The sequence below is a fragment of the Nitrospirillum amazonense genome, assembly GCF_007828035.1.
In the GTDB taxonomy this organism is placed as follows: Bacteria; Pseudomonadota; Alphaproteobacteria; order Azospirillales; family Azospirillaceae; genus Nitrospirillum; species Nitrospirillum amazonense.
This window is the reverse complement of sequence record NZ_VITV01000013.1, coordinates 107,823-130,280: the sequence shown is the minus strand read 5'-3', so window position 1 is coordinate 130,280 and position 22,458 is coordinate 107,823. Positions and strand designations below refer to the sequence as shown.

19 protein-coding genes are annotated in these 22,458 nt (G+C 66.6%); 14 read left to right on the top strand and 5 right to left on the bottom strand.

Annotated features, from left to right (window positions below; all coding sequences use genetic code 11):
* From FBZ87_RS29370 to FBZ87_RS25760, 11 genes are all read left to right on the top strand, one after another.
* Positions 1–426: bacteriophage T4 gp5 trimerisation domain-containing protein (locus FBZ87_RS29370; RefSeq protein ID WP_425465740.1), on the top strand; the 426-nt coding region annotated here is incomplete at its 5' end.
* A 54-nt stretch (positions 427–480) separates the two neighbouring features.
* Positions 481–1,344 (top strand): hypothetical protein, encoded by an 864-nt coding sequence (locus FBZ87_RS25805; protein WP_145613452.1) that lies wholly within the window; start codon positions 481–483, stop codon positions 1,342–1,344.
* Positions 1,345–1,356: 12 nt separating this feature from the next.
* A complete protein-coding gene (locus tag FBZ87_RS25800; RefSeq protein ID WP_040847883.1) occupies positions 1,357–1,806 on the top strand; it encodes a DcrB-related protein in 450 nt (149 codons plus the stop codon).
* A 2-nt stretch (positions 1,807–1,808) separates the two neighbouring features.
* Positions 1,809–6,212: an RHS repeat-associated core domain-containing protein gene (locus FBZ87_RS25795; RefSeq protein ID WP_145613451.1), complete on the top strand. Its 4,404-nt coding sequence runs from the start codon at positions 1,809–1,811 to the stop codon at positions 6,210–6,212.
* Between the two features lie 70 nt (positions 6,213–6,282).
* On the top strand, positions 6,283–6,516 hold the full coding sequence (locus FBZ87_RS25790) for a DUF6966 domain-containing protein (protein WP_145613450.1): 234 nt from the start codon (positions 6,283–6,285) through the stop codon (positions 6,514–6,516).
* A 776-nt stretch (positions 6,517–7,292) separates the two neighbouring features.
* Entirely contained in the window at positions 7,293–7,703 is a 411-nt protein-coding gene (locus FBZ87_RS25785; protein ID WP_145613449.1) for a hypothetical protein, read from the top strand.
* 139 nt (positions 7,704–7,842) lie between these two features.
* A complete protein-coding gene (locus tag FBZ87_RS25780; RefSeq protein ID WP_145613448.1) occupies positions 7,843–8,106 on the top strand; it encodes a hypothetical protein in 264 nt (87 codons plus the stop codon).
* A gap of 14 nt (positions 8,107–8,120) precedes the next feature.
* Positions 8,121–8,480, top strand: coding sequence for a hypothetical protein (locus FBZ87_RS25775; protein ID WP_145613447.1), 360 nt, complete (start codon positions 8,121–8,123; stop codon positions 8,478–8,480).
* 35 nt (positions 8,481–8,515) lie between these two features.
* Complete coding sequence (locus FBZ87_RS25770; protein WP_186454979.1) at positions 8,516–8,770, top strand: Imm74 family immunity protein; 255 nt, start codon at positions 8,516–8,518, stop codon at positions 8,768–8,770.
* A gap of 10 nt (positions 8,771–8,780) precedes the next feature.
* Positions 8,781–9,101 (top strand): hypothetical protein, encoded by a 321-nt coding sequence (locus FBZ87_RS25765; RefSeq protein ID WP_145613445.1) that lies wholly within the window; start codon positions 8,781–8,783, stop codon positions 9,099–9,101.
* 113 nt (positions 9,102–9,214) lie between these two features.
* The gene (locus tag FBZ87_RS25760) at positions 9,215–9,592 is read left to right on the top strand and encodes a hypothetical protein (protein WP_145613444.1); all 378 of its coding nucleotides are present in this window, start codon (positions 9,215–9,217) and stop codon (positions 9,590–9,592) included.
* A 61-nt stretch (positions 9,593–9,653) separates the two neighbouring features.
* On the opposite strand, the gene FBZ87_RS25755 is transcribed toward FBZ87_RS25760, so the two are convergent.
* Positions 9,654–11,849 carry a glycoside hydrolase family 3 C-terminal domain-containing protein gene (locus FBZ87_RS25755; protein ID WP_211107198.1) on the bottom strand — a complete coding sequence of 732 codons (2,196 nt, stop codon included), beginning with the start codon at positions 11,847–11,849 and terminating at the stop codon, positions 9,654–9,656.
* Between the two features lie 360 nt (positions 11,850–12,209).
* Between FBZ87_RS25755 and FBZ87_RS25750 the strand changes: the two genes are divergently transcribed.
* Positions 12,210–12,620: a group II truncated hemoglobin gene (locus FBZ87_RS25750; RefSeq protein ID WP_145613442.1), complete on the top strand. Its 411-nt coding sequence runs from the start codon at positions 12,210–12,212 to the stop codon at positions 12,618–12,620.
* A 15-nt stretch (positions 12,621–12,635) separates the two neighbouring features.
* Here the strand turns inward: FBZ87_RS25750 and FBZ87_RS25745 are convergent, their stop codons facing one another.
* From FBZ87_RS25745 to FBZ87_RS25730, 4 genes are all read right to left on the bottom strand, one after another.
* Entirely contained in the window at positions 12,636–14,675 is a 2,040-nt protein-coding gene (locus tag FBZ87_RS25745; protein ID WP_145613441.1) for a hypothetical protein, read from the bottom strand.
* A 138-nt stretch (positions 14,676–14,813) separates the two neighbouring features.
* The gene (locus FBZ87_RS25740; RefSeq protein ID WP_145613440.1) at positions 14,814–15,806 is read right to left on the bottom strand and encodes a dipeptide epimerase; all 993 of its coding nucleotides are present in this window, start codon (positions 15,804–15,806) and stop codon (positions 14,814–14,816) included.
* Positions 15,803–17,059, bottom strand: a complete 1,257-nt coding sequence (locus FBZ87_RS25735) for an MFS transporter (RefSeq protein WP_186454978.1) — start codon at positions 17,057–17,059, stop codon at positions 15,803–15,805. The genes FBZ87_RS25740 and FBZ87_RS25735 overlap by 4 nt, the downstream gene beginning before the upstream one ends.
* Before the next feature lie 165 nt (positions 17,060–17,224).
* Positions 17,225–17,884 (bottom strand): helix-turn-helix domain-containing protein, encoded by a 660-nt coding sequence (locus FBZ87_RS25730; protein ID WP_145613438.1) that lies wholly within the window; start codon positions 17,882–17,884, stop codon positions 17,225–17,227.
* A 215-nt stretch (positions 17,885–18,099) separates the two neighbouring features.
* Here FBZ87_RS25730 and FBZ87_RS25725 point away from each other — a divergent pair, with 215 nt between their 5' ends.
* Both FBZ87_RS25725 and FBZ87_RS25720 read left to right on the top strand, forming a co-directional pair.
* Positions 18,100–20,310: a TonB-dependent receptor gene (locus FBZ87_RS25725; protein WP_145613437.1), complete on the top strand. Its 2,211-nt coding sequence runs from the start codon at positions 18,100–18,102 to the stop codon at positions 20,308–20,310.
* Positions 20,311–20,357: 47 nt separating this feature from the next.
* Complete coding sequence (locus FBZ87_RS25720) at positions 20,358–22,307, top strand: serine hydrolase domain-containing protein (RefSeq protein ID WP_246134604.1); 1,950 nt, start codon at positions 20,358–20,360, stop codon at positions 22,305–22,307.
* The last annotated feature ends 151 nt before the right edge of the window (positions 22,308–22,458 follow it).

The window sequence follows — 22,458 nt, the reverse complement described above, 5'->3', positions numbered from 1 at the left end:
GTCGTCGTCGCCTTCCTGGAGGGCAACCCGGACCGCCCCGTCATCCTGGGCTCCGTCCCCAATTCCGAGACCACCGCCCCCCTCGGCCTGCCCGCTCAGAAAACCCAGACCACCTTCCGCACCGCCAGCAGTCCCGGCGGCGGCGGCTTCAACCTCTTCACTCTGGAGGACAAGGCCGGCGCCGAGGAGATCGCCTTCCACTCCCAAAAAGACCTCTCCATGGTCGTCCAGAACAACATGTTCGAAACCGTGGGCAAGTCCATGGTGAACGTGGCGGGCGAGATGGTCGTGCTGCAGGTGGGCAAAAGCTCCCTGCAGATGACCACCGACCACATCATCCTGACCAGCAACGGCAGCACCGTGGTTCTGGACAAGGACGGCATCAGCCAGGACGGCCAGAAAATCTGGCTGAACTGCAGCGGCTGACGCCGACGCGCGCAATCCCAGGCCAGACCCCTTCATTTCCCGGGAGATTTCCGGATGTTCGACCTTCCCGCCCTGATCCAGCCCGGCGCCATCGGCGCCAGCCTCGGCATCCAGCCCTACACGCCCCTGTCACTATCGGCGGCCCCGGCCGGCTTCGGTTCCGCCGGCGACCTCGGGGCGCTGGCCAACGCCGCCGCGCCGGCCCTGCCGTCCTCCGTCGGCGCCCCCCTGGGCAGCGCGGCGCAGGCGGCCCAGCTGCTGGGCGGCGGTTCCGGCTTGGCCTCTCCCTCTTTGGGCGCGCCCGCTCTCGGCGCTCCGTCCCTGGCCAGCCCGGCCATCCCCGGCGTCTCCGGCATTCCCGGGGCGTCGACGGCGTCGGGCCTGTCCAACCTGGCGTCGGCCGCCGGCGTGAACACCGGGCTGCCATCCTTGCCCCAGGCGCCCTCGGTTGCCGCCCCCTCGCTCTCGGCCCCCACCATGGCCGCGCCTACCGTGGGCACGCCCTCGATGGCCGCACCTGGGGTCACGCCTGGGTTCACCTCCCCGACCTTGTCGCCCACGGGCCTGACGCAGCCGTCCTACGCCCCGCCGCCGGTGGTCGCGACCTCTTCCGCAACGCCGCCCCTCTCGCCCTACACCGCCGGGCCGCAGGCTGGATCGTGGAACCAGGGCGGCACTCTGCCCGGTGTCCAGGCCTCCAGCTATCAGACACCCGGTTACCAGGTGCCCGGTTACCAAGCGCCCAGTTACCAGGCGCCAAGTTATCAGGCACCGGCCTTCCAGACATCGGGCGCGGGGCAATCTCCCCTGCCGAGCCAGACGCCGACCCTGGGCCAGACCGCCTCGGCCTTGCCCAGCACCGGCAACGCGGACGCCGACAGCGCCGTCGCGGTCGCCCGCATCCTGGGCCAGATCTAAAGGAAACCCACCATGCCGCAGACCTGCCGCACGCTAGACTTCAGCATCCAGCTGCCGGACAGCTGGATCGACCGCTCCATGGTGGCCTGGTCCGCCCCGCCGAGCGGCAGCCCCGTGGTGCCCAACATCATGATCGCCTATGACCGGCCACAGGCGGAGGAAGGCCTGGGCGCGTACGTCAACCGGCAGCTGAAGGATCTGATCGCCCGGGCGCGCAGCTTCCAGCTGATCACCCGGCAGGACGTCATGCTGGCCGGCCGCCCGGCGGTGGAACTGCTGTTCCAGTGGGACGGCGGCGCCGGCCCCATCAAGCAGCGCCAGATCTACAGCCTGCTGCCCGACGGCCGCTGCATCACCATCGTCAACACCGCCCGCCTGACGGAGTTCGCGGACGCCGACGCCCAGTTCATGCAGATCCTGAACAGCTTCGCCTGGCCGAGCCCGGCCGGCACCGGGGCCTGACCATGGACGGCGGCGCGCCGCAATATGGGGCCGCCCGGCTGGGGGATCCCATCCAGCACACCAGTGCCCTGTCCGGCTTCATCGCCGGCGCGGCCATCGGCCTGGGTGCCGCCCTGGCGGTCATCGCCGTGGTGGGCACGGGCGGTGCAGCGCTGGGCGTCATCGCGGCGGTGGGCGGCGCCATGGCGGCGACCGGCGGCGGCGCCCTGCTGGGGGAGGCGCTGGGCAGCACCTTCACCGACCAGACCGGCGTGATCTCGCCCGACTGCTCCGACAACGTGCTGATCAACGACAAGCCCGCCGCCCGCGCCATCCAGGACGCGGCCGCCTGTTCGCGCGACGGGCCGCCTGACCAACATATCGCCCAGGGCAGCAAGACGGTCTTCATCAACGGCAAGCCCGCCGCCCGCATCGCCGACAAGCTGGAGTGCGACGGGTCCATCATGGACGGTTCGCACGACGTCTTCATCGGCCGCGAGCCCGGCACCTACATGTCCATTCATGGCGAGGTGCCGGACTGGGCCAACACGGCGGCCGAATACCTGATGATCGGCGGCTCGCTTCTGGCGCTGGGCGCCGGTGCCGCCGGCGCCTTCATGGCGGAAGGGCTGTGCGGCCTGGCGACCTTCGGCGAGACCACGGTCATCAGCATGGCGGGCGGCTACGCCGGCTCCAAGGTGGGCGGCGCCATCGGCCAGGCGGTGGGCGGAGAGCGGGGACGCATCATCGGCGAGGCCCTGGGCGGGGCCGCAGGAGGCTTCGCCGGCGGCAAGCTGGCCACCCGCTACACCGCCGGCCATCCGGTGGACGTGGCCACCGGCGAGCTGTTCACCCAGGCCGCGGATTTCGAGGTGGCGGGCCCTCTGCCCCTGGTCTGGTCGCGCACCTGGATGTCCAGCTCCACCCTGGTGGGCGAGCTGGGGTCCGGCTGGCACCACCCGCACGACATGGTGCTGTACCGCTGGATCAACGGCGGCGGCTGGGCCGCGCGCCTGGCCGACGGGCGCCTGGCCTTCTTCCTCGACCCAGCCCCCGGCCGCCCCAGCCTGAACGTGGTGGAACGGCTGGTGCTGCACACCGACGGCCAGCGCTACTGGCTGGCCACCTACGGCGGCCTGGTCTACGTCTTCGGCGACCGGGACGAACAGAGCGGCCTGCGCCACCTGGCGCATGTCGTCGACCCCAACGACAACGCCATCCTGCTGCATCGCGGCCCCGGCGGCCGCCTGACCGGCATCCAGGACAGCGCCGGCCGCGCCTTCACCGTCACCACCGACGAGGCCGGCCGCATCACCGCGGTGGACGGTCCCGATCCCGCCGGTGGTGACCAGCCCTTGCGCCTGGTCAGCTACACCTATGACGCGGCCGGCGACCTGGTGGAGGCGCGCGACGCCCGGGGCAACGCCTGGCATTACCGCTACGACAACCACCTGCTGGTGGAAGAGACGCGGCGCGGCGGCCTGCGCTTCCAGTTCGTCTGGGACGACGTCGCGCTGGGCCGCCGCGCCCGCTGCGTCGATACCTGGGGCGTGCACCTGTCCGGCGAGGCCGGCCTGTACCGCGCCCGCATGGCCTACGACGTCCAGGCGCACACCACGGTGGTGACCAACGGCCTGGGTGCCGTCACCCGCTATCGCTGGAACAGCCTGGGCCTGGTGGAGGAGGAGGTGAACCCGGTAGGCGGCGTCACCCGCCACCGCTACGACCAAGCCGGCAATCTGCTGGCCTTGACGGGGCCGGATGGTCGCACGCTGCGGCTGACCTACGACGCCCTGGGCCGCCTGGCGCAGCGGACCGAGGTCGACGGCGCCGTCACCCACCTGGCGTATGAGGGCGGCAACGTCCCCGCCGATCTCACACGGCCCGGCTTCGGCCAACCCGTGCGGGTGACACGGGCCGACGGCACCGAAGACAGCTTCACCTACGACCGGCGCGGCAACCTGGCGACCCATACCGACCCCCTGGGCCATACCACCCGCTATACGCGCGATACCCGTGGCCTGCCATTGGCCATCCAGGATGCGCTGGGCCTGCTGGCGCGCTTCACCTGGTCCCCCACCGGCGATCTGCTGGCGCAGGGCACGGCGCGCGCCGACCGCCGCCGCTATGCCCATGACGCGCTGGGCCGGGTGGTGGAGATGCGCCGGGGCGAGGACGCCCCCGTGCGGCTGGAGCGCGACGCCAACGGCAACATCACCACCGTCCACCGCCCCGACGGCGGCACGGTGACGCTGGAGTACGACGCCGAGGACCACGTCACCCTGCACCGCGACCCGCTGGGCCGCGTGACCCGCTGGCGCTATGACGGCCTGCCCTATCCGGTAGAGCGTATTGCCGCCGACGGCTCGGTCTTCCGCTATCATTACGACAGCGAACTGAACCTGGTGGCCCTGCGCAACCAGAAGGGGGAGCAATATCGGCTGGACTATGACCTGGCGGGCCGGCTGGTGGGGGAGACCGGCTTTGACGGCCGGCGGCTGGAGTACCACCGCGACCCGGCCGGCCTGGTCACCGCCGCCGTGGACCAGGGCCGCGCGACGCGCTTCAACCGCGACCCCGCCGGGCGCCTGCTGGAGACGCTCTACGCCGACGGGAACAGCCATCGCTTCGGCTACGACCCGCAGGGGCGGCTGCTGTCCGCCGAGACGCCCGATACCCGGGTGGCCTTCACCTATGACGCCGCCGGACGGCCGACAGCGGAGCGGCAGGGCGACCAGGAGATCCGCTTCCAACGCGATGCCCGGGGCCGGCGTATCGCCACCATCCTGCCGGATGGGCGCCGGCTGGAGGTGGCCTGGGGGCCGGACAACCTGCCGGCGGCCGTGGGGCTGGACGGCAAGGCCCTGGCCCGCTTCGCCCGCGACGCGGCGGGGCGGGAGGTGGAGCGTCTGGCCGGCAACGTCCACCAAATCCAGGCCTTCGACCCTCAGGGCCGCCTGATCCGCCAGGAGGGCCGGCGGCGCGCCGGTGGCGGGAGCCTAGGTGAGGCCGTCTACGCCCGCGCCTATGGCTATGACGGCGCCGACACCCTGACCGCCATCGAGGACGCACGGCGGGGCGTGAAGCGCTATCACTACGACGCCTGCGACCGCCTGCTGTCGGTGGAGGGCACGAACCCCGAAAGCTTCGTCACCGACCCCGCCGGCAACATCCTGGCCTCCGGCCCGGATGCCGCCTTCTGGGGCGGCGAGGCCCGGGGCGACCGCCTGCTGGTCCATGGCGATGCCAAGTTCGAGTATGACGCCTGGGGCAACCGGGTGAAGGAATGGCGCGCCGCCGGCGGCGCCGTGACCGTGGACTACCGCTACGACGCCAGCAACCGCCTCACGGCGGTGGAGGAAAGCGGCCGCCGGGGCACCACCCTCACCCGCTTCGGCTATGACGCCTTCGGCCGCCGCGTGTGGAAGGAAAGCGCGCATACGGCACCCACCCCGGCCAACGATGGCGGCACCGCCCCACCCGCCGCCACTCAGCGCACCACCTTCCTCTGGGACGGCGACACCCTGCTGGCCGAAAGCACCCCGGTGGAGGTGAAGCCGGCGGAGGCGGCATCAGCACCCGTCGACCCCCTGGCCACCGTCTATGTCTATGAGCCCGGCACCTTCCGCCCCCTGGCCCAGGTGCGCCGGGCGGAGCCAGGGCAGCGGGCCCAGGCCTATCACTACCACCTGGACCATCTGGGCACGCCCCAGGAACTGACCAACGACAATGGCGAGGTGGTATGGGCCGCCGACTACAAGGCCTGGGGGGCGCTCGCCCGCCAGACCGTCGCCACCATTCCCAACCCCCTGCGTTTCCAGGGCCAGTACCACGACACCGAAACCGGCCTGCACTACAACCGCCACCGCTACTACGCCCCAGCCCAAGGCTGCTTCATCACCCAGGACCCCATCCGCCTGCGCGGCGGCAGCAACATCGCCGCCTACGCGCCCAACCCGGTACAGTGGGTTGATCCCATGGGGTTGGCGTGCGCTTACGAGTTCAATGCCATTGAAAACCCCGGCCCTCTCGCTGAAATGAGAGGAACGCCAGCTGCGAACTTTGCGGGTGGAAAATATAATGCGAGGACTCTGACTGAAGATACTGTCTACTATCGAGGTGGCGACGCCTCAAAGCCATTGGGCCAATGGTTCACTACGGAGCCCCCGCAATCTGTAGCCCAAGTCCGGATAGACACAGCTGTCAAACCGCAGTGGATTAATCCGAAGACAGGGGTCTTGGAAGGGGATTCCCCCATCAACGCGGTGCACGCGGTGAAGATACCGGCTGGAACAACGGTATATGAGGGACCTGTAGGCTATCAGGATGGTGTCTATCTTGGCGGTCAAAATATTCAGCAAACCTTCATACCAGAACCTTGGAAGATTGATGGCGTTGAAGTTCTTGGAACCACGCCCTTAAAATAGGAGCCCAATATTGACACCTCAAGAAAAGATCGACTCCGCGAAGAATATCGTGCAGGAAGTAATTATATTAATGAAGGAGAACGACGAGAGAAACTGGATAAGAGCGTTTTCGCAAATGCTTGATGCGCTCGAGGGGAAAAATGCCTCCACCGAAGAAGCTGCATCGATATTGAAGCACATATATGGCGGCGCAGGAAGTTATTCCGACTTCTATATCGCAAAAAACAATAGGGAAGAACAGAAGAGAATTAACAAACATTTGTCGGATCTCAATGATATGCTATGGCATTTATTATGTGAATGACGAAGATATTTCCCTGCATAAAAGCTAGGCAGCTAGTATTGATTAAAACAACCATCACCAACGCCCACGGCGTCGAAATTATCAGGGAAAACAATACGCTGTATGCCCGTTATGACCTAGGACGAATCGTTCCTGAACAGTGAAAAGGATGCATATTCCGTTATCGTTAAAACTCAGAATGAGAATAGGCCACTCAAGAAAGCAATGGTATAGAATAATGTATTGGTTTCTATAATGGCTTGCTAAAAGAAATCGACCGCTATTGCCGGTTGGACTGATGTCTATGGTTCGAATAGCGAGGCAGGCCGCCCAGTACTTGTTACCAAAATCGGCAAGTAGTGTTGACGGCCTGCTGGGCGCAGCAAAAATTTGACCGGTCACAGATAGCGGGCTATGACTAAAGAGCGGAAAATATATAGGGTTTAACCCGTCGCAAGGTTATCCAGCCGGAAAGAAGATATTCTACGAATGTCTTATTTGCGATAGTGTAGCAGAATCCATCCCACTTCATTTCTCAGAATGCACATGCAGCAATATTGAGGTTGATAGAACCACCGGCAGGGCAATAATTAGAGATCCAAGCAAAATTAAGATATTCGAGGTAAAATAAAAGCGCGACAAGATATATCTATATTGAATAGAATAATGTTTTATATTTGACAAACCAAAGCGATCAATCGAAACAATCTCCAAACATCATTTAGGATACGGTGGCGCAATTTAGGTTTTTACCGCAATTTACGAAGGATGTCCAACGCCACCAGAATGAGGAGAAGATGTTCGACATCAAAACCGGAGAAGTCACAGTTGAGGGAATTTCCCTTCATAAGGGCCAAGATTTAGCCAGTATCACGGTTAGCGGAATATCGTTCTTCAGGGAATTCGATATTGGCAATGGCTGGGTTCACAGAAACTCAGGCCCTCACATTTTTTATGGGAGAAAAATAATCACTTCAATGAAGTTCTTTGCAAAAAAATTAATGGGCTTCAATATATATATTAGCGATATAAATGCGACCGATTCGCAACAAATGAAGCCAGAGCACGATAATTTCCTGGAAAATATTCTTGGGGTCCCGGCAGAAATTGATAAATATCATATAATATACAAATATTCTTGGGGCGAAATTATATCTTATTATGACCCCAGAGGGGGCGACTGCGCGATCTCTGTTTCTTGGATCTAATTCAAGAAACTGCATTGAAGTGGCATTTAGATGCTACCTTTCTCCTAAGTGCACCCTAGCTTCTTGTTACGACCTCAAGGGCGGCAGCAGCTCCATCATCATGACTTAGACATAAGGGCCGATCAGAAGGAACCGGACCATGAAGGGCACAGACATCGCCGTCAGTTGCGACCATCGCTTCAGCATCGGGGTGGAACGCGATGGCGGCCGGTTCTATCTGTCAATCCCGGTCAGTAACCGTCTGGTCGATTACGAAGAGCGCTACGAGATCAGCCAGGCGGAATTCGAGCTTTATCGACAGGACCTTTCGGCAGCGCTGCCCCTGGTGAGCCTGTGCCGACGCCGCCAAGCCGACGACCGGCTGATGACGCCACCAGGCAAAGACCGAGGCATCGCGATGTAAGGGCGGAGGGCGCCATGGATGGACTGATGACGGTGCGGAACGGCGAGAACGTTTGCTGGATGCGAGAGGACGGCCCCCTCATCCTCACTGTTCCCGGCGCCGATTCAGCCCATGCGCAGGGTGACCTGCTGTTCGTCCTGATCGCCAACCCACCCGCCCTGCCGCATAGGCTGACGGTCTTCGGCCGCGATGGCACGCCGGTGGTGGAACTGCCCTCGCCACCGGGCCACGCTTTCCAATACCTCTCCCATCACATCGAGGCCGGAATGTCCGTGGTCTGCGCGGCGGAAATGCCGGCGGAACAATGGCCGGACTGGCATTTCGGTTACGACCCCAAGAAGCGCGCCTTGGTCCGGTTGGGGCCGGCCTATTGATGCGGCAGACAGCTGATCGTCCTGCGAGGCCGAAGATGGACTACACCGTGACCACCGTCTCCCGCGGAGGCATTTATCTGGAAAGCCGCGACGGAAAAGCGATGGCCGAGGGCGAGGGCCTCGCGCCCGGCGACCAGTTCCTGCCCGGCTATGTCGTCTACCTGAACGCCATCTTCATGCTGGACGCGGCCGGTGCGCGGCGGCCGGCCACCGGGGTCGAGAAGGAAAACATAGTGAGGGCCATCCAGAGCCATTTCGACACTCGGGGGACGCTCGTTGACTTCGAATGAAGCGCCAGCCATGCCGGACGAGGGAATCATCGTCACCGAACTGGCCGGGAGACGCGCGGTGGCGCGAGCCATGACGCCCACCGATGAGGTGGACCTGGCCCGATTGGGCTTCCTGCCGCAGGATGGCCGACTGGCCCGCGCCGTGCCGACGGAAGAAGACAGGATTGCGCTTATCCGGGTGCTGATCGACATCGGCGCGCTGTTCGCAGAGGGGCGCGACTGGTGTCCGGCGGAACTGGTCGCCCACTATCGGGAAGCCGGGCATATCCGCCAACGGTTCTGGGTAATATCCTGGAATAGTCCCAGTAATTTTCGGATCCGCGAAGCGTAATGGCAACGGAACCCTATTTGATTCAAAACATTTAGCTCGCGCCCATCCGACAAACCCGCCCCATCCGTCCAGAATCCCTGTACACTTGGGATACTTAGTACGGAGAGCCGCCGATGCCGATGAACAAGACCTGGGTGACCGCCGCCATCGTCGCCGTTTGTGGCGCGGCCGGTTTCGGGGTCGCCGTCATGCGCGTGTCGCCGCAGCCGCCTTCCGAGGTGGCGGAGTTCCGCGCCACCATGGCGGCCAACTTCGCCGCGCAATGCTTCCAGGCGGCGCGGACCTCGTCGCCCGCCGGGGTGGCCGACGCCAAGTTGCACAGCTTCTGTGACTGCACCGCCACCCGGGTGAACACGGCCCTGAGCGATGCCGATGTCCAAACGCTGGCGGAGCAGGAGCGCAAGGGCGTGACCGCCCCGCCGGCGCTGCTGATGGACAAGGCCAAGCCCATCGCCGCCGCCTGCCGCGCCGAGGCCGGCCTGGCCGGCTGAGCCCAAAAGAAAAGGAGGCGCCCCGCAGGACGCCCCCCCGTACTTCAAACGCCGAACACTATTACTGCACGGCCGCCGGCAGGGTGGCGTCGGGCAGGTGCACGGTCACCTTGGACGTGATGTCCTGGTACGAAGTACCGGTCATCACCGTGTAGTCGCCGCCCTTGATCTTCCAGGCATGCGCCGCGACGTCGTAGGTCGCCAGCAGGCGCGGGTCCACGGTCAGGGTCACGCTCTGGCTTTCACCGGCCTTCAGCGCCACCTTGTGGAAGGCGCCGAGGCGCTTCGGCGCTTCCCAGCCGCCGTCGGCCGGCGCCACGTAGACCTGGGCCACGGCCTTGCCATCGCGGCTGCCAGTGTTGCGCAGGGCCAGGCTGACCTTCAGGCCCTTGCCCTCGGGCGCGGCCGCCAAGTCGGACGTGGCGAAGGTCGTGTAGCTGAGGCCGTAGCCGAAGGGGAACAGCGGCTTCAGGCCCTTCTTCTCATGCCATTTGTAGCCGATGGCGGCGCCGTCGATGGTGTAATCGACGTGCGGGTGCTCAGCCTTGTCCTTGCGGTCGCCGTCCACCACCTTGCGCGGCAGCTGATCGACCGAGGCCGGGAAGCTGACCGGCAGGTGGCCGGAGGGATTGACCTCCCCGGCCAGCACGCGGGCGATGGCCTCGCCACCACTGGTGCCGGGGTACCAGGCATCGACCACGCCCGCCACCTGGTCCAGCCAGGGCATGACAACGGGGCCGCCGTTCTCCAGCACCACTACCGTCTTCTTGTTGGCGCCAGCCACGGCCTTGATCAGGGCATCCTGGTCATTGGGCAGGTTCAGGTCGATGGCGTCCTGGCTCTCACCCGTCCATTGGGTGGCGAAGACGATGGCGACGTCGCTGCCGGCGGCCAGCTTGGCGGCGGCCTTGGCGTCCTTGCCGTCAATGTAGGTGATCTTGGCCTGGGTCAGGCCTTGCAGCGCCTTCAGGGGTGACGACGGGTCATAGACCATGGGGCCGGGGAAGGAAGCGGGACCCTCGTTGGGGATGATCAGGCCGTTGGTCGGGGCGCCGTAGGGGTAGACCTGGGCCGAACCGCCGCCCGACAGCACACCCACGTCGGCATGGCCGCCGATGATGGCGATGGTCTTGACGGTCTTGGCCAGGGGCAGCACGTCGCCCTGGTTCTTCAGCAGGACGATGGCCTCCTCCGCGTCGGCCTGGGTGACCTTGGCGTGGGCGGCGTAGTCGATGGTGGCCGCCTGGTCGCCGTTCAGCGGATGCTCGAACAGGCCGTTGGCGAACATGGCGTGCAGCACGCGGCCGGCCATGTCGTCCAGGCGGGCGGCGCTGACATGGCCGTTGTTCACCGCCTCATCCAGGGCGTCCTTGAAGTAGGGCGACTTGTCGAAGGGATATCCCGACTGCTGGTCCAGGCCGGCGTTGGCGGCCGGCGCGGTGGAGTGGGTGGCGCCCCAGTCGGACATGACGAAGCCCTTGAAGCCCCAGTCCTTCTTCAGGACCTGGTTCAGCAGCCAGTCATTCTCACAGGCATAGGCGCCATTGACGCGATTGTAGGAGCACATGACGGAGCCGGGCTTGCCCGTCTCCAGCGCGATCTCGAAGGCCAGCAGGTCGGACTGACGGCCGGCCGCCTCATCGACCTTCACGTCGATGAAGTTGCGGCTGGTCTCCTGATCATTGAAGGCATAGTGCTTCAGCGTGGAGATGATGTTGTTGGACTGGATGCCCTTGATGGCATGGCCAACGATGGTGCCGGCCAGCAAGGGATCCTCGCCGCCGTACTCGAAGTTGCGGCCGTTGCGGGGCTCCCGCATCAGGTTGGTGCCGCCGGCCAGCTGCACGTTGAAACCGGACCGCCGGGCCTCGTCACCGATCATGGCGCCGCCGGCGAAAGCCATTTCCGGGTTCCAGGTGGCGGCGGTGGCCAGGCCGGACGGCAGTGCCGTGCGCAGGCGCGGGGTGGGGCTGGCCTGCGTGGCCACGCCCACGCCGGCGTCGGTCTGCGACTGGGCGGGAATGCCCAGGCGGGCGATGCCGGGAATGTAGCCGGCGGAATCGGCCATGCCGCCCTCGACGCGCGTATACGCCTTTGGCTTGAAGTCGGTGGAGAAGTAACCGAACACCAGCTGCAGCTTCTCTTCCCGCGTCATCACCTTCAGCAGGGCGGCGGTGCGCGCCTCGGGCGACTGGGCGGCGTCCTGCCAGGGGCCCGTGACCGGCGCGGCCGTGACCGCCGGCGCATCGGCGGCCAACGCGGACGTGAATCCGGCACGGGTAAGCGTTGTCATAAGCAACGCAGTCGAGAGCAGCAGGTGATGTTTAACCGACATGGACGTTTCCAATTTTCGTTTAGTCGTCAAGGCGACATCGCCGATGGCGACACCGCTGGCGCGGACCTCCCTGGCGTACCCGGGCGGGTGCGCACCCCTCTTCATACCAGCCCCGCGCGGATGGGCGAAGGCGATAATTCCGGGATATTGGATATCCCATGACTATTGCGCCACCGCAACGCGCCCCTGCCCTTGCCGGGTCGCGCTTCCGATGGTGCCCGCTTTGCGGTAGAACGCCCGGCATCCCGCAAAGGGAATAGCGTTCCCACCAAGGCCCGATGCATGACCGGCGACAGCGAGCAGAAGACCACCCTTTACCAGCTGATCGGCGGGATGGGCCCCGTCGCCCGGCTGGTGGAAGCCTTCTACGCCAACATGGACACCCTTCCGGAGGCGCGCGACCTGCGCGCCATCCATCCGCCGGACCTGACTGAGACCAAACGCGTGCTGACGCTGTACCTGGCGCAGTGGATGGGCGGTCCCGGTGACTATTCCGCCGAGCGCGGCCACCCCCGCTTGCGCGCCCGCCACATGGGCTTTTCGGTTGGTGAAGCGGAACGGGACGCTTGGCTGTTGTGCATGAAGCGGGCGCTGGATGAAACCATCCCCGATCCGCGCGGCCGCCAGGCCATCCTGGGCGCCCTGGCCCCGCTGGCCGACTGGATGCGCAACCAGCAGCCGGCGGGCCAGTAACCGACGGGCTGAGGCTCAGCGGTCCGCAGGCGGCCGCACGGCCAGGTAGACGGTGCTCCACAGCTGGGCGGCGTTGGCCTCGTCGGCGTCGGCGCCACTGGCGCCGAAGGCCACCGGCTGGTAGTGGCCATCCTGGTAGGTCCACGACCAGAGTTCCGAATTCTGAAGACCGCGCGTGGCCTCAATGGCGCGCCACAGCGACGCCTGGGCCTGGCGCAACCGCGCCTTGGTGGCGCGCGGCAGATCCGGACGGCGCGCCTGCCGCTCCAAGCCTGTCGCCATCATTGCCTGCTGCCAGGACCAGACCACGCTGCCATGATAGGCGTTGCGGGTGAAGCGGGCCTGAACCTCAGGCGGGGAGAAGACGGGGTTGGCCACCACCATGCCGGCGTCGGTCATCAGCCCCGCCGGGAAAGGGCGCAGCAGGCCCTGCACCACCTGGTCCAGGGTGCGGGCGTCGGGCCGGCCGAACAGCAGGCCGAAGCCCTCGTCGGACTGCATCACCCGCACCGGCGTGCCATCGCGGTTCAGCGACAGGGCATGGAAGCGCACCGGCCCCGGTCCCAGCGCGGCGGCGGTGTCCGGCACACCCAGGTCGTGGGCATAGGCCGCCACCTCCGCCTTGGCCCGGCGTTCGGGGATGGTGACGGTGAACAGCGGCGGCGCCTTGGCCCGCCATACCGCCGCCATGCCGGCGGCGCGCGACAGCAGCGGCCGGTCGCCCGGGTCCATATAAGGATCCAGCAACCCGCTTTTCAGCAATGCGGCGCAGGCCTCCAGCGCAGCCGGCACCAGGATGGCGTTGACATCATAGGCATAGAGGCCGCCGCCGAGGCCGTCATTGCTGTCGCGCCATTGGCCCACGGGCAGACCGTGCTTCAGCCGGATCATGTTGGAATAGCGCGGCTCGCGCGCGAAGGCGGCGGCGTGCAAGACGACATAGCGCAGGTTCTGCACCAGGTCGCGCCCCACCGGGCCCACCTGGTCGGCGCGGCCGTCGCCGCTGGCCAGGAAGGCCGCCGCCCGCGCCCGGCCCTGGGCATCGTCCAGCAGCCAGGCCCGCGTCACCGCCGGCAGCATGAAGTCGCCGTCCACCATCTTGTAATCGTAGACGGGGTCATCCGACGCGGTGGCCTCCCGCTTCAGGTGATCCAGGATGGCGAATTCGCCCACATCCTCCTCATGAGCCACCTCGCCGATCAGGGACAGGCGGGCGAAGACGGAGCGCAGGCCCGCCTCCACCGCATCCCCCTGCAGGACCGGCATCAGCAGCATGAGGGACATCATGGTGTCGCGGCCGAAATAGGTGTCGAAGCGCCAGGAGCCGGCCAGGAACTTCTCGCGGTAGCTCAGGAAGGTCAGGGTGCCGCGGGTCGCCACGTCATTCGCCGCCTGGGAATTCAGCAGGGCGTCCGCCGGCAAAGGAGTCAGCGGCGTCTCTCCCGTCAGGGCCGTGACGCGCAGGCCGATGGTGCCGTCGGGGTCGGCCTTCAGGCCCGTCTCCGTCGCCTGCCCGTGCACCACCTCCACCGTCAGGCGATAGCCGGCCTTGCCGTCCAGCCGGTCACGTGCCCAGACAAAGCGTGCGCCATCGCGCATCAGGTCCGGGCTGATGCTGTCGGGCACGGTGCGGAGGGCATCGTAATCTCGCAGGACGCGAACGCTGGACAGCACCGCTTGGCGGATACCGACGGTACCGGCCGCCAGGCTGGCCTGGAAGGTGATGCCATGCAGCGGCCGTCCCTGGCCGTCGCTCTCCGTCACCGGGATGGGCGGGGTGGTCAGGGTCCAGTCACCGGAGCCCTGGCCCTGCGGGATATCCAGCCACAGGCCGGCGCCGCTGTTGCCGGCAGGAAAGGCCACGACGATGCGCGGGTCGGCGCCGGAGCGCAGCAGCAGATGGGCCGCCACGTCGCCGTCACGCACGAAATGGTTGATGTTGCGCCCTTCGATGCGGCCGTAGGACAGCGCGCCCGCGTCGGCGAACGCGGCGGGCGCCCCCGCCAGGGACAGAGCCAGGACAATGAGGGCGAACAGGCGGGCGAAACGCGGCATGGCGGGCGGCACCTTCAGGCGGCGGGAACAGCGGCGGAAGGGAGATAGTCCGGGAACCGGTTTCGTCGAGGATGCGCGCCCTGGCAGGGAAGGCCGCAGGCGACATACCCCGCGCAGCCGCCTCAGGCGGAGGAAGGGTTACCCCCAGCCCCAGAAATCGGCCGGAATCATCACTTTCCCGGCAGTGAAAATGCCCCGGTCGGCCCCGGGCTCGGCCAGGAAATAGGGGCCGTCCAGGTCGACCACGTCGCACAGTTGCGCCAGGACGAAGCCGGGCGCGGCAGCCAGGACCGATCCCGCCATATTGCCCACCATGACGCCCAGGCCTAGGCGCCGGGCCTCCGCTGCCATGGCCAGCGCCTCTGTCAGGCCGCCGCACTTGTCCAGCTTGATGTTGACGATGTCGAAGCGTCGGTACTGTTCGCGCAGTTCCTTCAGGTCCAAGATGCTCTCGTCCGCCGCCACGGGCAGGGGCGCGTCCCAGCCGTCCAGCAGATGCTCCGCACCCCGGCGCACCGGCTGTTCCAGCAGCGCCACGTCCTGGTCCACCAGCATGGCGGCCAACGGTTCCAGATCCCCGGGCCCGAAGCCCTGGTTGGCGTCGACCGACAGCCAAACGTCCGGCCGGGCGCGGCGCACGGCACGCACCCGTTCCGTGTCCGCCGCCAGGTTGCCCTCCAGCTTCAGCTTGATGGAGGTGGCGCTGGTGAAGGCTTCCAGGCGACGCAAAATCTCCGCTGGGTCGTCGGCTGGCAGGGTGAAGGTGGTGACCTGGGGCTTGGGCTCCGGCACCCCGGCCAACCGCCACACGGGCGTGGCCTTTTGAAGGGACTCCAGTTCCCACAAGGCGCAGTCCAGCGCGTTGCGGGCGCCGCCGGGCGGCAGCAGGGATTGCAGTCCCTGGCGGTCCACCCCGGCCTCAAGGGCGTCGCGCACCCGCTCGATCTCCCGCTCCATGTGCGGCGGGTCGTCGTTCAGGTAATAGACGCCCGCCGCCTCGCCCCGGCCGAAGTGGGTGCCGTCACCCACGGTGACCACCGTGGCGGGCATGGCATGCAGCAAATAGCCAGAGATGCGGAACGGCTCACGCATGCGCATGGCGTCCCGGCGATAGGTGACGGACAGGCTCACCGACTGACACTCCGAGCGGTTCGGGCGGCATGGAGGAAAAGCAGGATGGCGGCCCCGGCCAGGGGGGCGATGACCAGCGTCAGCGACTGCCCGATGGCCAGGGGGTCGGCGAAGACATGGTCGGTGACATAGCCGGTCAGGGTGGCGCCGCCACCCAGGCCCAGCATGATGTTGCCAAACGCGACGAAGGAAACGCTGAGGCCCCGCGCCCGATTGGGCACGATCTCCTGCACCGCCGTGATGCCGATGGTGCCGGCGGCGCTGGAGAACAGGGTCCACAGGGTGACGGCGGCCAGCACCTGGTTCGGGGAGGACGCCAGCGCCACCAGGGCGAAGGGAAAGGCCAGGACGGCGCACAGGGTGGCGACCCAGATGCGGCCGGAGGGGCCGTAGCGCTTGACCGCCACATCGCTGAGGACGCCGCCCGCCACCGTCGCCACCACGCCGGCGACGACGACCAGGGAACCCAGCGCCAGGCCCACCGCGTCCGGCGTCATGGCGTAGCGGCGGCTGAGCAGGGCCGGGGCCCAGGCGATCAGGGCGAAATCGCCCACCGACATGAAGGCGCAGCAGACGATGACCGGGATCAGCACGGTGCGAACGGCCGCCAGCTGGGCGAAGATCTCGCGCAACGACGTCGCCTCCTTCTCACCCGCCAGCGCCTCGCTGCGGCGCGCCGGCTCACGGATGGGCAGCAGGGCCAGCAGCAGCGGCAGGCCGGCCAGGCCCAGCAGGACCAGGACGGCGCGCCAGGCGGCCAAGCCCTGCAGCAGGGGGATGCCCTGGAAGCCGCCGGCGGCCGCCAAGCCCAGCACGGCCCCGCCGATGGCGATGGCGACACCGCCACCGATGGTCATGCCCATGACGAAGACGCCCGTGGCCAAGCCCCGGCGCTCAGCCGGGAACATGTCGGCGATCATGGACATGGCGGCGGGGGCCAGCGCCGCCTCCCCCACCCCCACGATCAGGCGGCCGGCGAACAGCACCCAGAAGGACGGGGCGTAGCCGCACAGCAGCGTGCCGATGCTCCACAGCCCGACGCCGGCGCAAATGACGGCGCGGCGCGGCAGCATGTCGGCCAGGCGGCCCAGCGGCAATCCGGCGATGGAGTAAATCAGGGCGAAGGCCACCCCCTGCAACACCCCCACCTGGGTGTCGCTGATGCCCAGGTCGGCCCGGATGGGGTCCACCAGCAGGCTGAGGATCTGCCGGTCCGTGTAGGACAGGACGGCCGCCACGCAGAACAGGGCCACTGCCGACCACGCCGCGACAGGGCGCGGCCACGGCTGAAGGTCCCTGTTCGTTATTTTCCCGCTGAGGATTTCCCCATTGGGAATTTCGTTGTCGGGGGGTGCGATCTGCATGATGGGATCAGCATCACACAGGCCGGCGGGTGTTTCAATATCGGAAACAGCGTGTCAAACCGTTTCCTCGTCCGTGGCCGGCGACAGCTTCCACGCCTTGGCCGCGGATTGGGCCAGACGCTGAATCCCCGGCCCGGCGCAGACCGACAGCACGCGGCATGTCTCCTCGCTCACCCGCACATAGACGTGGCTCATGCCGCTGTCGAAATAGACCGAATCGCCCGCCTCCAGCCGCAACGGCGCGTACAGGTCGGTGTGCAGTTCCATGGCGCCGGATAGGACGTAAAGGTATTCCTCCCCCGAATGGCGCACCATGCCGCCCATCTCCGCCACGCTGCGGGCCCGCACTTCGATGATGATGGGGACCATCAGCTTGCCCAGCAGATCCGCCGCCGGGTACTGATGAGCATGCACGTCCGAGGTGGCGCCTGGCGACCGGCCGGCACGGGAAACGCTACGGCGGCCGCCGGCCGGCGGCGGCTCGGCCTCCGGCCCCGGGCTGCTGACCAGGGTGCCGATGTCCACGCCCAGCCCCTGCGCCAGGCGCAGCAGCTTGTCGTAGGTCATCTCCATCTTGCCGTTCTCGAGCTTGGACAAAGTGGAGAAGGGCATGCCGATGCGGGCCGCCAGGGCACGAAGCGTCAGCCCCTGCTTGATCCGCGCCGCCCGCAGGGCCAGCGCCGGATGCGCCCGGTCCGGTGCGGATTTGGCCATGCCTTCCCCTCCCTCATTCTGCAAGCTCGGCAGACCCAGCCCCACGTTTCACGTTCCCCATAGGCGTTTCCGAGCGTTTCATCATCCAAAGTGCACCAGCCGCCTTGAGAAAACCAGCGTCGCCGCACAGAAGCATTCGTGTTGCAGAAACGCTGTTGCCAAATCTGAAACACGTGCCATCATGGGCCCAACATAACGATCAGGGAGATCGGGAAATGAAGCGGGGAACCAGGGCATTCCTCTGCGCGGGCGTGGCGGCCTTGGCCATTAGTGCCGGCGCGCGGGCGCAGCAGGCACCGGACGCGGGGTCGCCAACGGCGGCGCCGGCGGACGCGGCCGACATGCTGGCGGAGATCGTCGTCACGGCGCAGAAGCGGACGGAACGTCTGATCGACGTGCCGCAGTCGGTCTCCGCCGTGTCGGCGGAGGCGCTGCAGCAGGCCCATGCCGAACGGCTGGACGACTTTTTCACCCGGGTACCCAGCGCGGCCCTGGTGGAAACCCAGGCGGGACAGGCGCGACTGATCCTGCGCGGCATCAATACCGGCGGTGTGGGCGCCACCGTGGCCACATACGTGGACGAAACGCCCTACGGCTCCGCTACCTCCCTGGCCAACGGCGCCATCCTGACCCCCGACCTGGACCCGTCGGACCTGGAACGGGTGGAAGTGTTGCGCGGTCCCCAGGGCACCCTCTACGGCGCCAATTCCTTGGGCGGCCTGGTCAAGTACGTGACGGTGGCGCCCAGCACGGACGCGGTGCATGCGGCCGCGGAGCTGAGCACCGAGGACGTGGCCCACGGCGACACCGGCTGGTCCGGCCGTGCCTCAGTCAACGTGCCGCTGGCCGATACCCTGGCCGTGCGGGCCAGCGGCTTCTACCGCCGCGATCCGGGCTTCATCGACGACCAGCATGAAAAGGACATCAATGACGGCCGCACCTATGGCGGCCGCGTCTCCGCCCTGTTCAAGCCCACCGACGCGCTGAGCCTTCGGGCTTCGGTGGTGCTGCAGAACCTGGACAGCAACGGCACCAATCAGGTCGACGTCGATCCCCTCACCCTGAAACCAGTGCTGGGCGACTATAGGCAGGCCCGCGTGGTCGCCCAACCCAGCGACATGCAGTACCGGGTCTACAACCTGACCGGCAGCTATGATTTCGGGCCGGTGCAGCTGTTGTCCTCCACCAGCTACAGCTCGCTTTATCAAAATGCGCTGGAGGACGCGAGCGGCCTCTATGGCGGCCTGCTGACCGGCGCCTTCGGCGTGCCGCTGGGCGCCTCGCAGGTGCAGCAGGTGCAGCAGCGCCGCCTGACGGAAGAGGTGCGCCTGGCCTCCACCGACACCGGCTGGCTGGAATGGACGGTGGGCGGCTTCTATACGCGTGAGCGCAATGCCATCAACCAGATCATCGACGGCGTGGACGGCGCCAGCGGCGCCCACATCGCCGACTTCTCCGGCCTGGCCCTGGCTAACCTGGCCTCGCGGTATGAGGAATACGCCGGCTTCGCCAGCGGCACCGTCCACCTGAACGACCAGTTCGACCTGACCTTCGGCGGCCGCTACAGCCATAATGAACAGGACGCGGTGCAGATCAGCAGCGGCCCGCTGGCCGGCGACTCAGACTACACCGCCCACTCCTCCGACGGGGTGTTCACCTATTCCGTGGCGCCATCGTTCAAGCCCAATGAGGACACCACGATTTATGTGCGGGTGGCCAAGGGCTATCGTCCCGGCGGCCCCAACGTGCTGCCGCCTGGGGCGCCGGACGCCGTCCCCCACCAGTTCGGCGCCGACACCACCACCAACTATGAGATCGGAGTGAAGTCGGAACTGCTGAACCGCAAACTGTCGCTGGAACTGACCGGCTTCTACATCGACTGGGACAACATCCAGCTGTTCAGCTCGGTCGATGACTACGGCGTCAACATCAACGGCGGCACCGCGCGCAGCCAGGGCATCGAGGCCTCGGTCACGATGCGGCCTCTGACCGGCCTGACCGTGTCGCTGAACGGCGCCTTCGTCGATGCCACCCTGACCAGCGACGCGCCACCCCTGGTAGGGGGGCTGAAGGGCGACCGCCTGCCCTACACCGCCCGCTTCTCCTCCACCCTGGCGGTGGAATACCAGCGGCCGCTGAGCGAGACGGTGGACGGCATCGCCGGGTTCAGCTGGCGCTACACCGGCGACCGGCTATCGGCCTTCGACACCAGCTACGGCCAGCGGCACCTCAGCGCCTACAGCCAAGTGGACGCCCATGCCGGCGTCACCTTCGGCGGGTACCGGATCGATGCCTTCGTGCGCAACCTGACCGACAGCCGCGGCATCCTGGATGTGGGCGCGGCCGGGTCGGCCCTGGATGGCAATGTCACCGCGGCCATCGTGCGCCCCCGCTCCTTCGGGGCCACGCTCGGCTATCGTTTCTAAGGCAAGGACAGAACACGATGTGGAAGGTTCGCCTCTTAGCGCTTCTCATGACCGCCCTGGCCTTGCCGGCCGCGGCGCAATCGCCCGCCGACCTCAAGCCGACCCCGCCGACGCAGGTGCCGGCGGCCAGCGAGGCGCCGACCTCGACCCCGGTGCCCGCGTCCACGCTGACCAAGGCGGACGTGGACACCTGGCTGGACGGCTACATGCCCTACGCCCTGCAGACCGGCGACATCGCCGGCGCGGTGGTGGTGGTGGTGAAGGACGGCCAAGTGCTGACCCAGCGCGGCTTCGGCTATGCCGACGTGAAGGAGAAGAAGCCGGTGGACCCCGCCGGCACCCTGTTCCGCCCCGGCTCCATCTCCAAGCTGTTCACCTGGACGGCGGTGATGCAGCAGGTGCAGGCCGGCAAGCTGGACCTGGACCGGGATGTGAACGACTACCTGGACTACAAGATCCCGCCGGCCTTCGGCAAACCCATCACGCTGCGCCACATCATGACGCATACCCCCGGGTTCGAGGAGACGGCCAAGTACCTGCTGCTGACCGACCCCAAGCTGGCCAAGCCGCTGGGTGAGGCCATGAAGCGCTGGGTGCCCACGCGCATCTACGCCCCGGGCCAAATCCCGGCCTATTCCAACTACGGCGCCTCGATGGCGGGCTATATCGTGGAGCGGGTGTCGGGCGAGCCCTTCGCCCAATACATCCAGAACCATATCTTCACGCCCCTGGGCATGCAGCACTCCACCTTTGTCCAGCCGCTGCCGGCCAACCTGGCGGGAGGGATGTCCAAGGGTTATGAGCAGGCGTCCAAAGACCCGCAGCCGTTCGAGATCATCGACATGTCACCGGCGGGCGCCCTGTCCGCCACCGGGGCGGATATGGCGCAGTTCATGATCGCGCACCTGGCCCACGGTGGACCGCTGCTGGACAAGGCGACGGCGGAGCAGATGTACGCCAACGCCAACACCCCCTACCCCGGCCTGCCCGCCATGGGGCTGGGCTTCTATCATGAGGACCGCAACGGCCACCGCATCGTGGGCCATGGCGGCGACACCGACGTCTTCCATTCCGACCTGCACCTGTTCATCGACGACGGCGTCGGCCTCTACATGTCCTTCAACAGCGCCGGGCGCGAAGCTGCGGCCCATGTGCTGCGGGAGCATGTCTTCGTCGACTTCACGGACCGCTATTTTCCGCAGGCCAAGCCGGCGCTGCCGACGGCCCCCACCGCCAAGGAGCATGCCCAGGTCATGGCCGGGCACTATGTCAGCAGCCGCGGCTCCGAGACCAACTTCATGCGCCTGTTCAGCCTGCTGGGCGAGGCCCAGATCGTGGCGAACGATGACGACACCATCACCGTCTCCGCCCTGCTGGACGCCGCCCGGGTACCGAAGCGCTGGCGCGAGGTCGGCCCCTGGCTGTGGCAGGACGCCGAAGGCAAGGAGCGCCTGGCGGCCGTGGTGAAGGACGGCAAGGTGGTCATGTTCTCCATCGGTGCCTACGCCCCCATCATCGAGTTCGTGCCGGCGCCGGGCTCGCTGAACGCCGGCTGGATCACGCCGGTGATGGCGGTGTCCCTGGGCGTGCTGGTCCTGACCGCCCTGTCCTGGCCCGTCGTCGCCCTGGTGCGCCGCCGCTACCGCTACAACCCCGGCATCACCGGCCGGACGCTGATCCTGCATCGCGCCACGCGGGCCGCAGCCTGGCTGGTCCTGGTCTTCGTCCTGGGCTGGGGGATCATGCTATCGGTCATCAACCACGGCGTGGACGCCCTGGACGGCCGGCTGGATATCTGGATGCGCCTGATGCAGCTGGTGCTGCTGGCCACCATCGCCGGTACGGTGGCCGCCATCTGGAACGCCTACGACATCGCCACCCGGGGCGGCCGCCGGCCCTGGGCCACCGCCTGGGCGGTGCTGGTGGCTCTGTCGCTGGTCTTCTTCGTCTGGGCCGCGATCAACGTCAAGCTGCTGACGCCCACGCTGGACTTCTGAAGCGGAGCATCCGTCGTCGGGGCCTCTGGAGTGGACCGCTCAATACCGAGCTGGCTGTGGTGATTTCGACCGAAGGTGTTTCTGACTTAAATAGAATCGTCAGAAACACACTAGAGCGGAGTGCGTTTAACCTGAGATGCACTCCGCTCTA

What these genes read in the sequence shown, in the direction of transcription:
- FBZ87_RS25730 (WP_145613438.1), bottom strand. Translation starts at nt 17,884, where the DNA reads ATGGCCAAATCCGCACCGGACCGGGCGCATCCGGCGCTGGCCCTGCGG.
- FBZ87_RS25785 (WP_145613449.1), top strand. Translation starts at nt 7,293, where the DNA reads ATGTTCGACATCAAAACCGGAGAAGTCACAGTTGAGGGAATTTCCCTT.
- FBZ87_RS25780 (WP_145613448.1), top strand. Translation starts at nt 7,843, where the DNA reads ATGAAGGGCACAGACATCGCCGTCAGTTGCGACCATCGCTTCAGCATC.
- FBZ87_RS25800 (WP_040847883.1), top strand. Translation starts at nt 1,357, where the DNA reads ATGCCGCAGACCTGCCGCACGCTAGACTTCAGCATCCAGCTGCCGGAC.
- FBZ87_RS25765 (WP_145613445.1), top strand. Translation starts at nt 8,781, where the DNA reads ATGCCGGACGAGGGAATCATCGTCACCGAACTGGCCGGGAGACGCGCG.
- FBZ87_RS25790 (WP_145613450.1), top strand. Translation starts at nt 6,283, where the DNA reads ATGAAGGAGAACGACGAGAGAAACTGGATAAGAGCGTTTTCGCAAATG.
- FBZ87_RS25805 (WP_145613452.1), top strand. Translation starts at nt 481, where the DNA reads ATGTTCGACCTTCCCGCCCTGATCCAGCCCGGCGCCATCGGCGCCAGC.
- FBZ87_RS25795 (WP_145613451.1), top strand. Translation starts at nt 1,809, where the DNA reads ATGGACGGCGGCGCGCCGCAATATGGGGCCGCCCGGCTGGGGGATCCC.
- FBZ87_RS25720 (WP_246134604.1), top strand. Translation starts at nt 20,358, where the DNA reads ATGACCGCCCTGGCCTTGCCGGCCGCGGCGCAATCGCCCGCCGACCTC.
- FBZ87_RS25725 (WP_145613437.1), top strand. Translation starts at nt 18,100, where the DNA reads ATGAAGCGGGGAACCAGGGCATTCCTCTGCGCGGGCGTGGCGGCCTTG.
- FBZ87_RS25750 (WP_145613442.1), top strand. Translation starts at nt 12,210, where the DNA reads ATGACCGGCGACAGCGAGCAGAAGACCACCCTTTACCAGCTGATCGGC.
- FBZ87_RS25775 (WP_145613447.1), top strand. Translation starts at nt 8,121, where the DNA reads ATGGATGGACTGATGACGGTGCGGAACGGCGAGAACGTTTGCTGGATG.
- FBZ87_RS25770 (WP_186454979.1), top strand. Translation starts at nt 8,516, where the DNA reads ATGGACTACACCGTGACCACCGTCTCCCGCGGAGGCATTTATCTGGAA.
- FBZ87_RS25745 (WP_145613441.1), bottom strand. Translation starts at nt 14,675, where the DNA reads ATGCCGCGTTTCGCCCGCCTGTTCGCCCTCATTGTCCTGGCTCTGTCC.
- FBZ87_RS25760 (WP_145613444.1), top strand. Translation starts at nt 9,215, where the DNA reads ATGCCGATGAACAAGACCTGGGTGACCGCCGCCATCGTCGCCGTTTGT.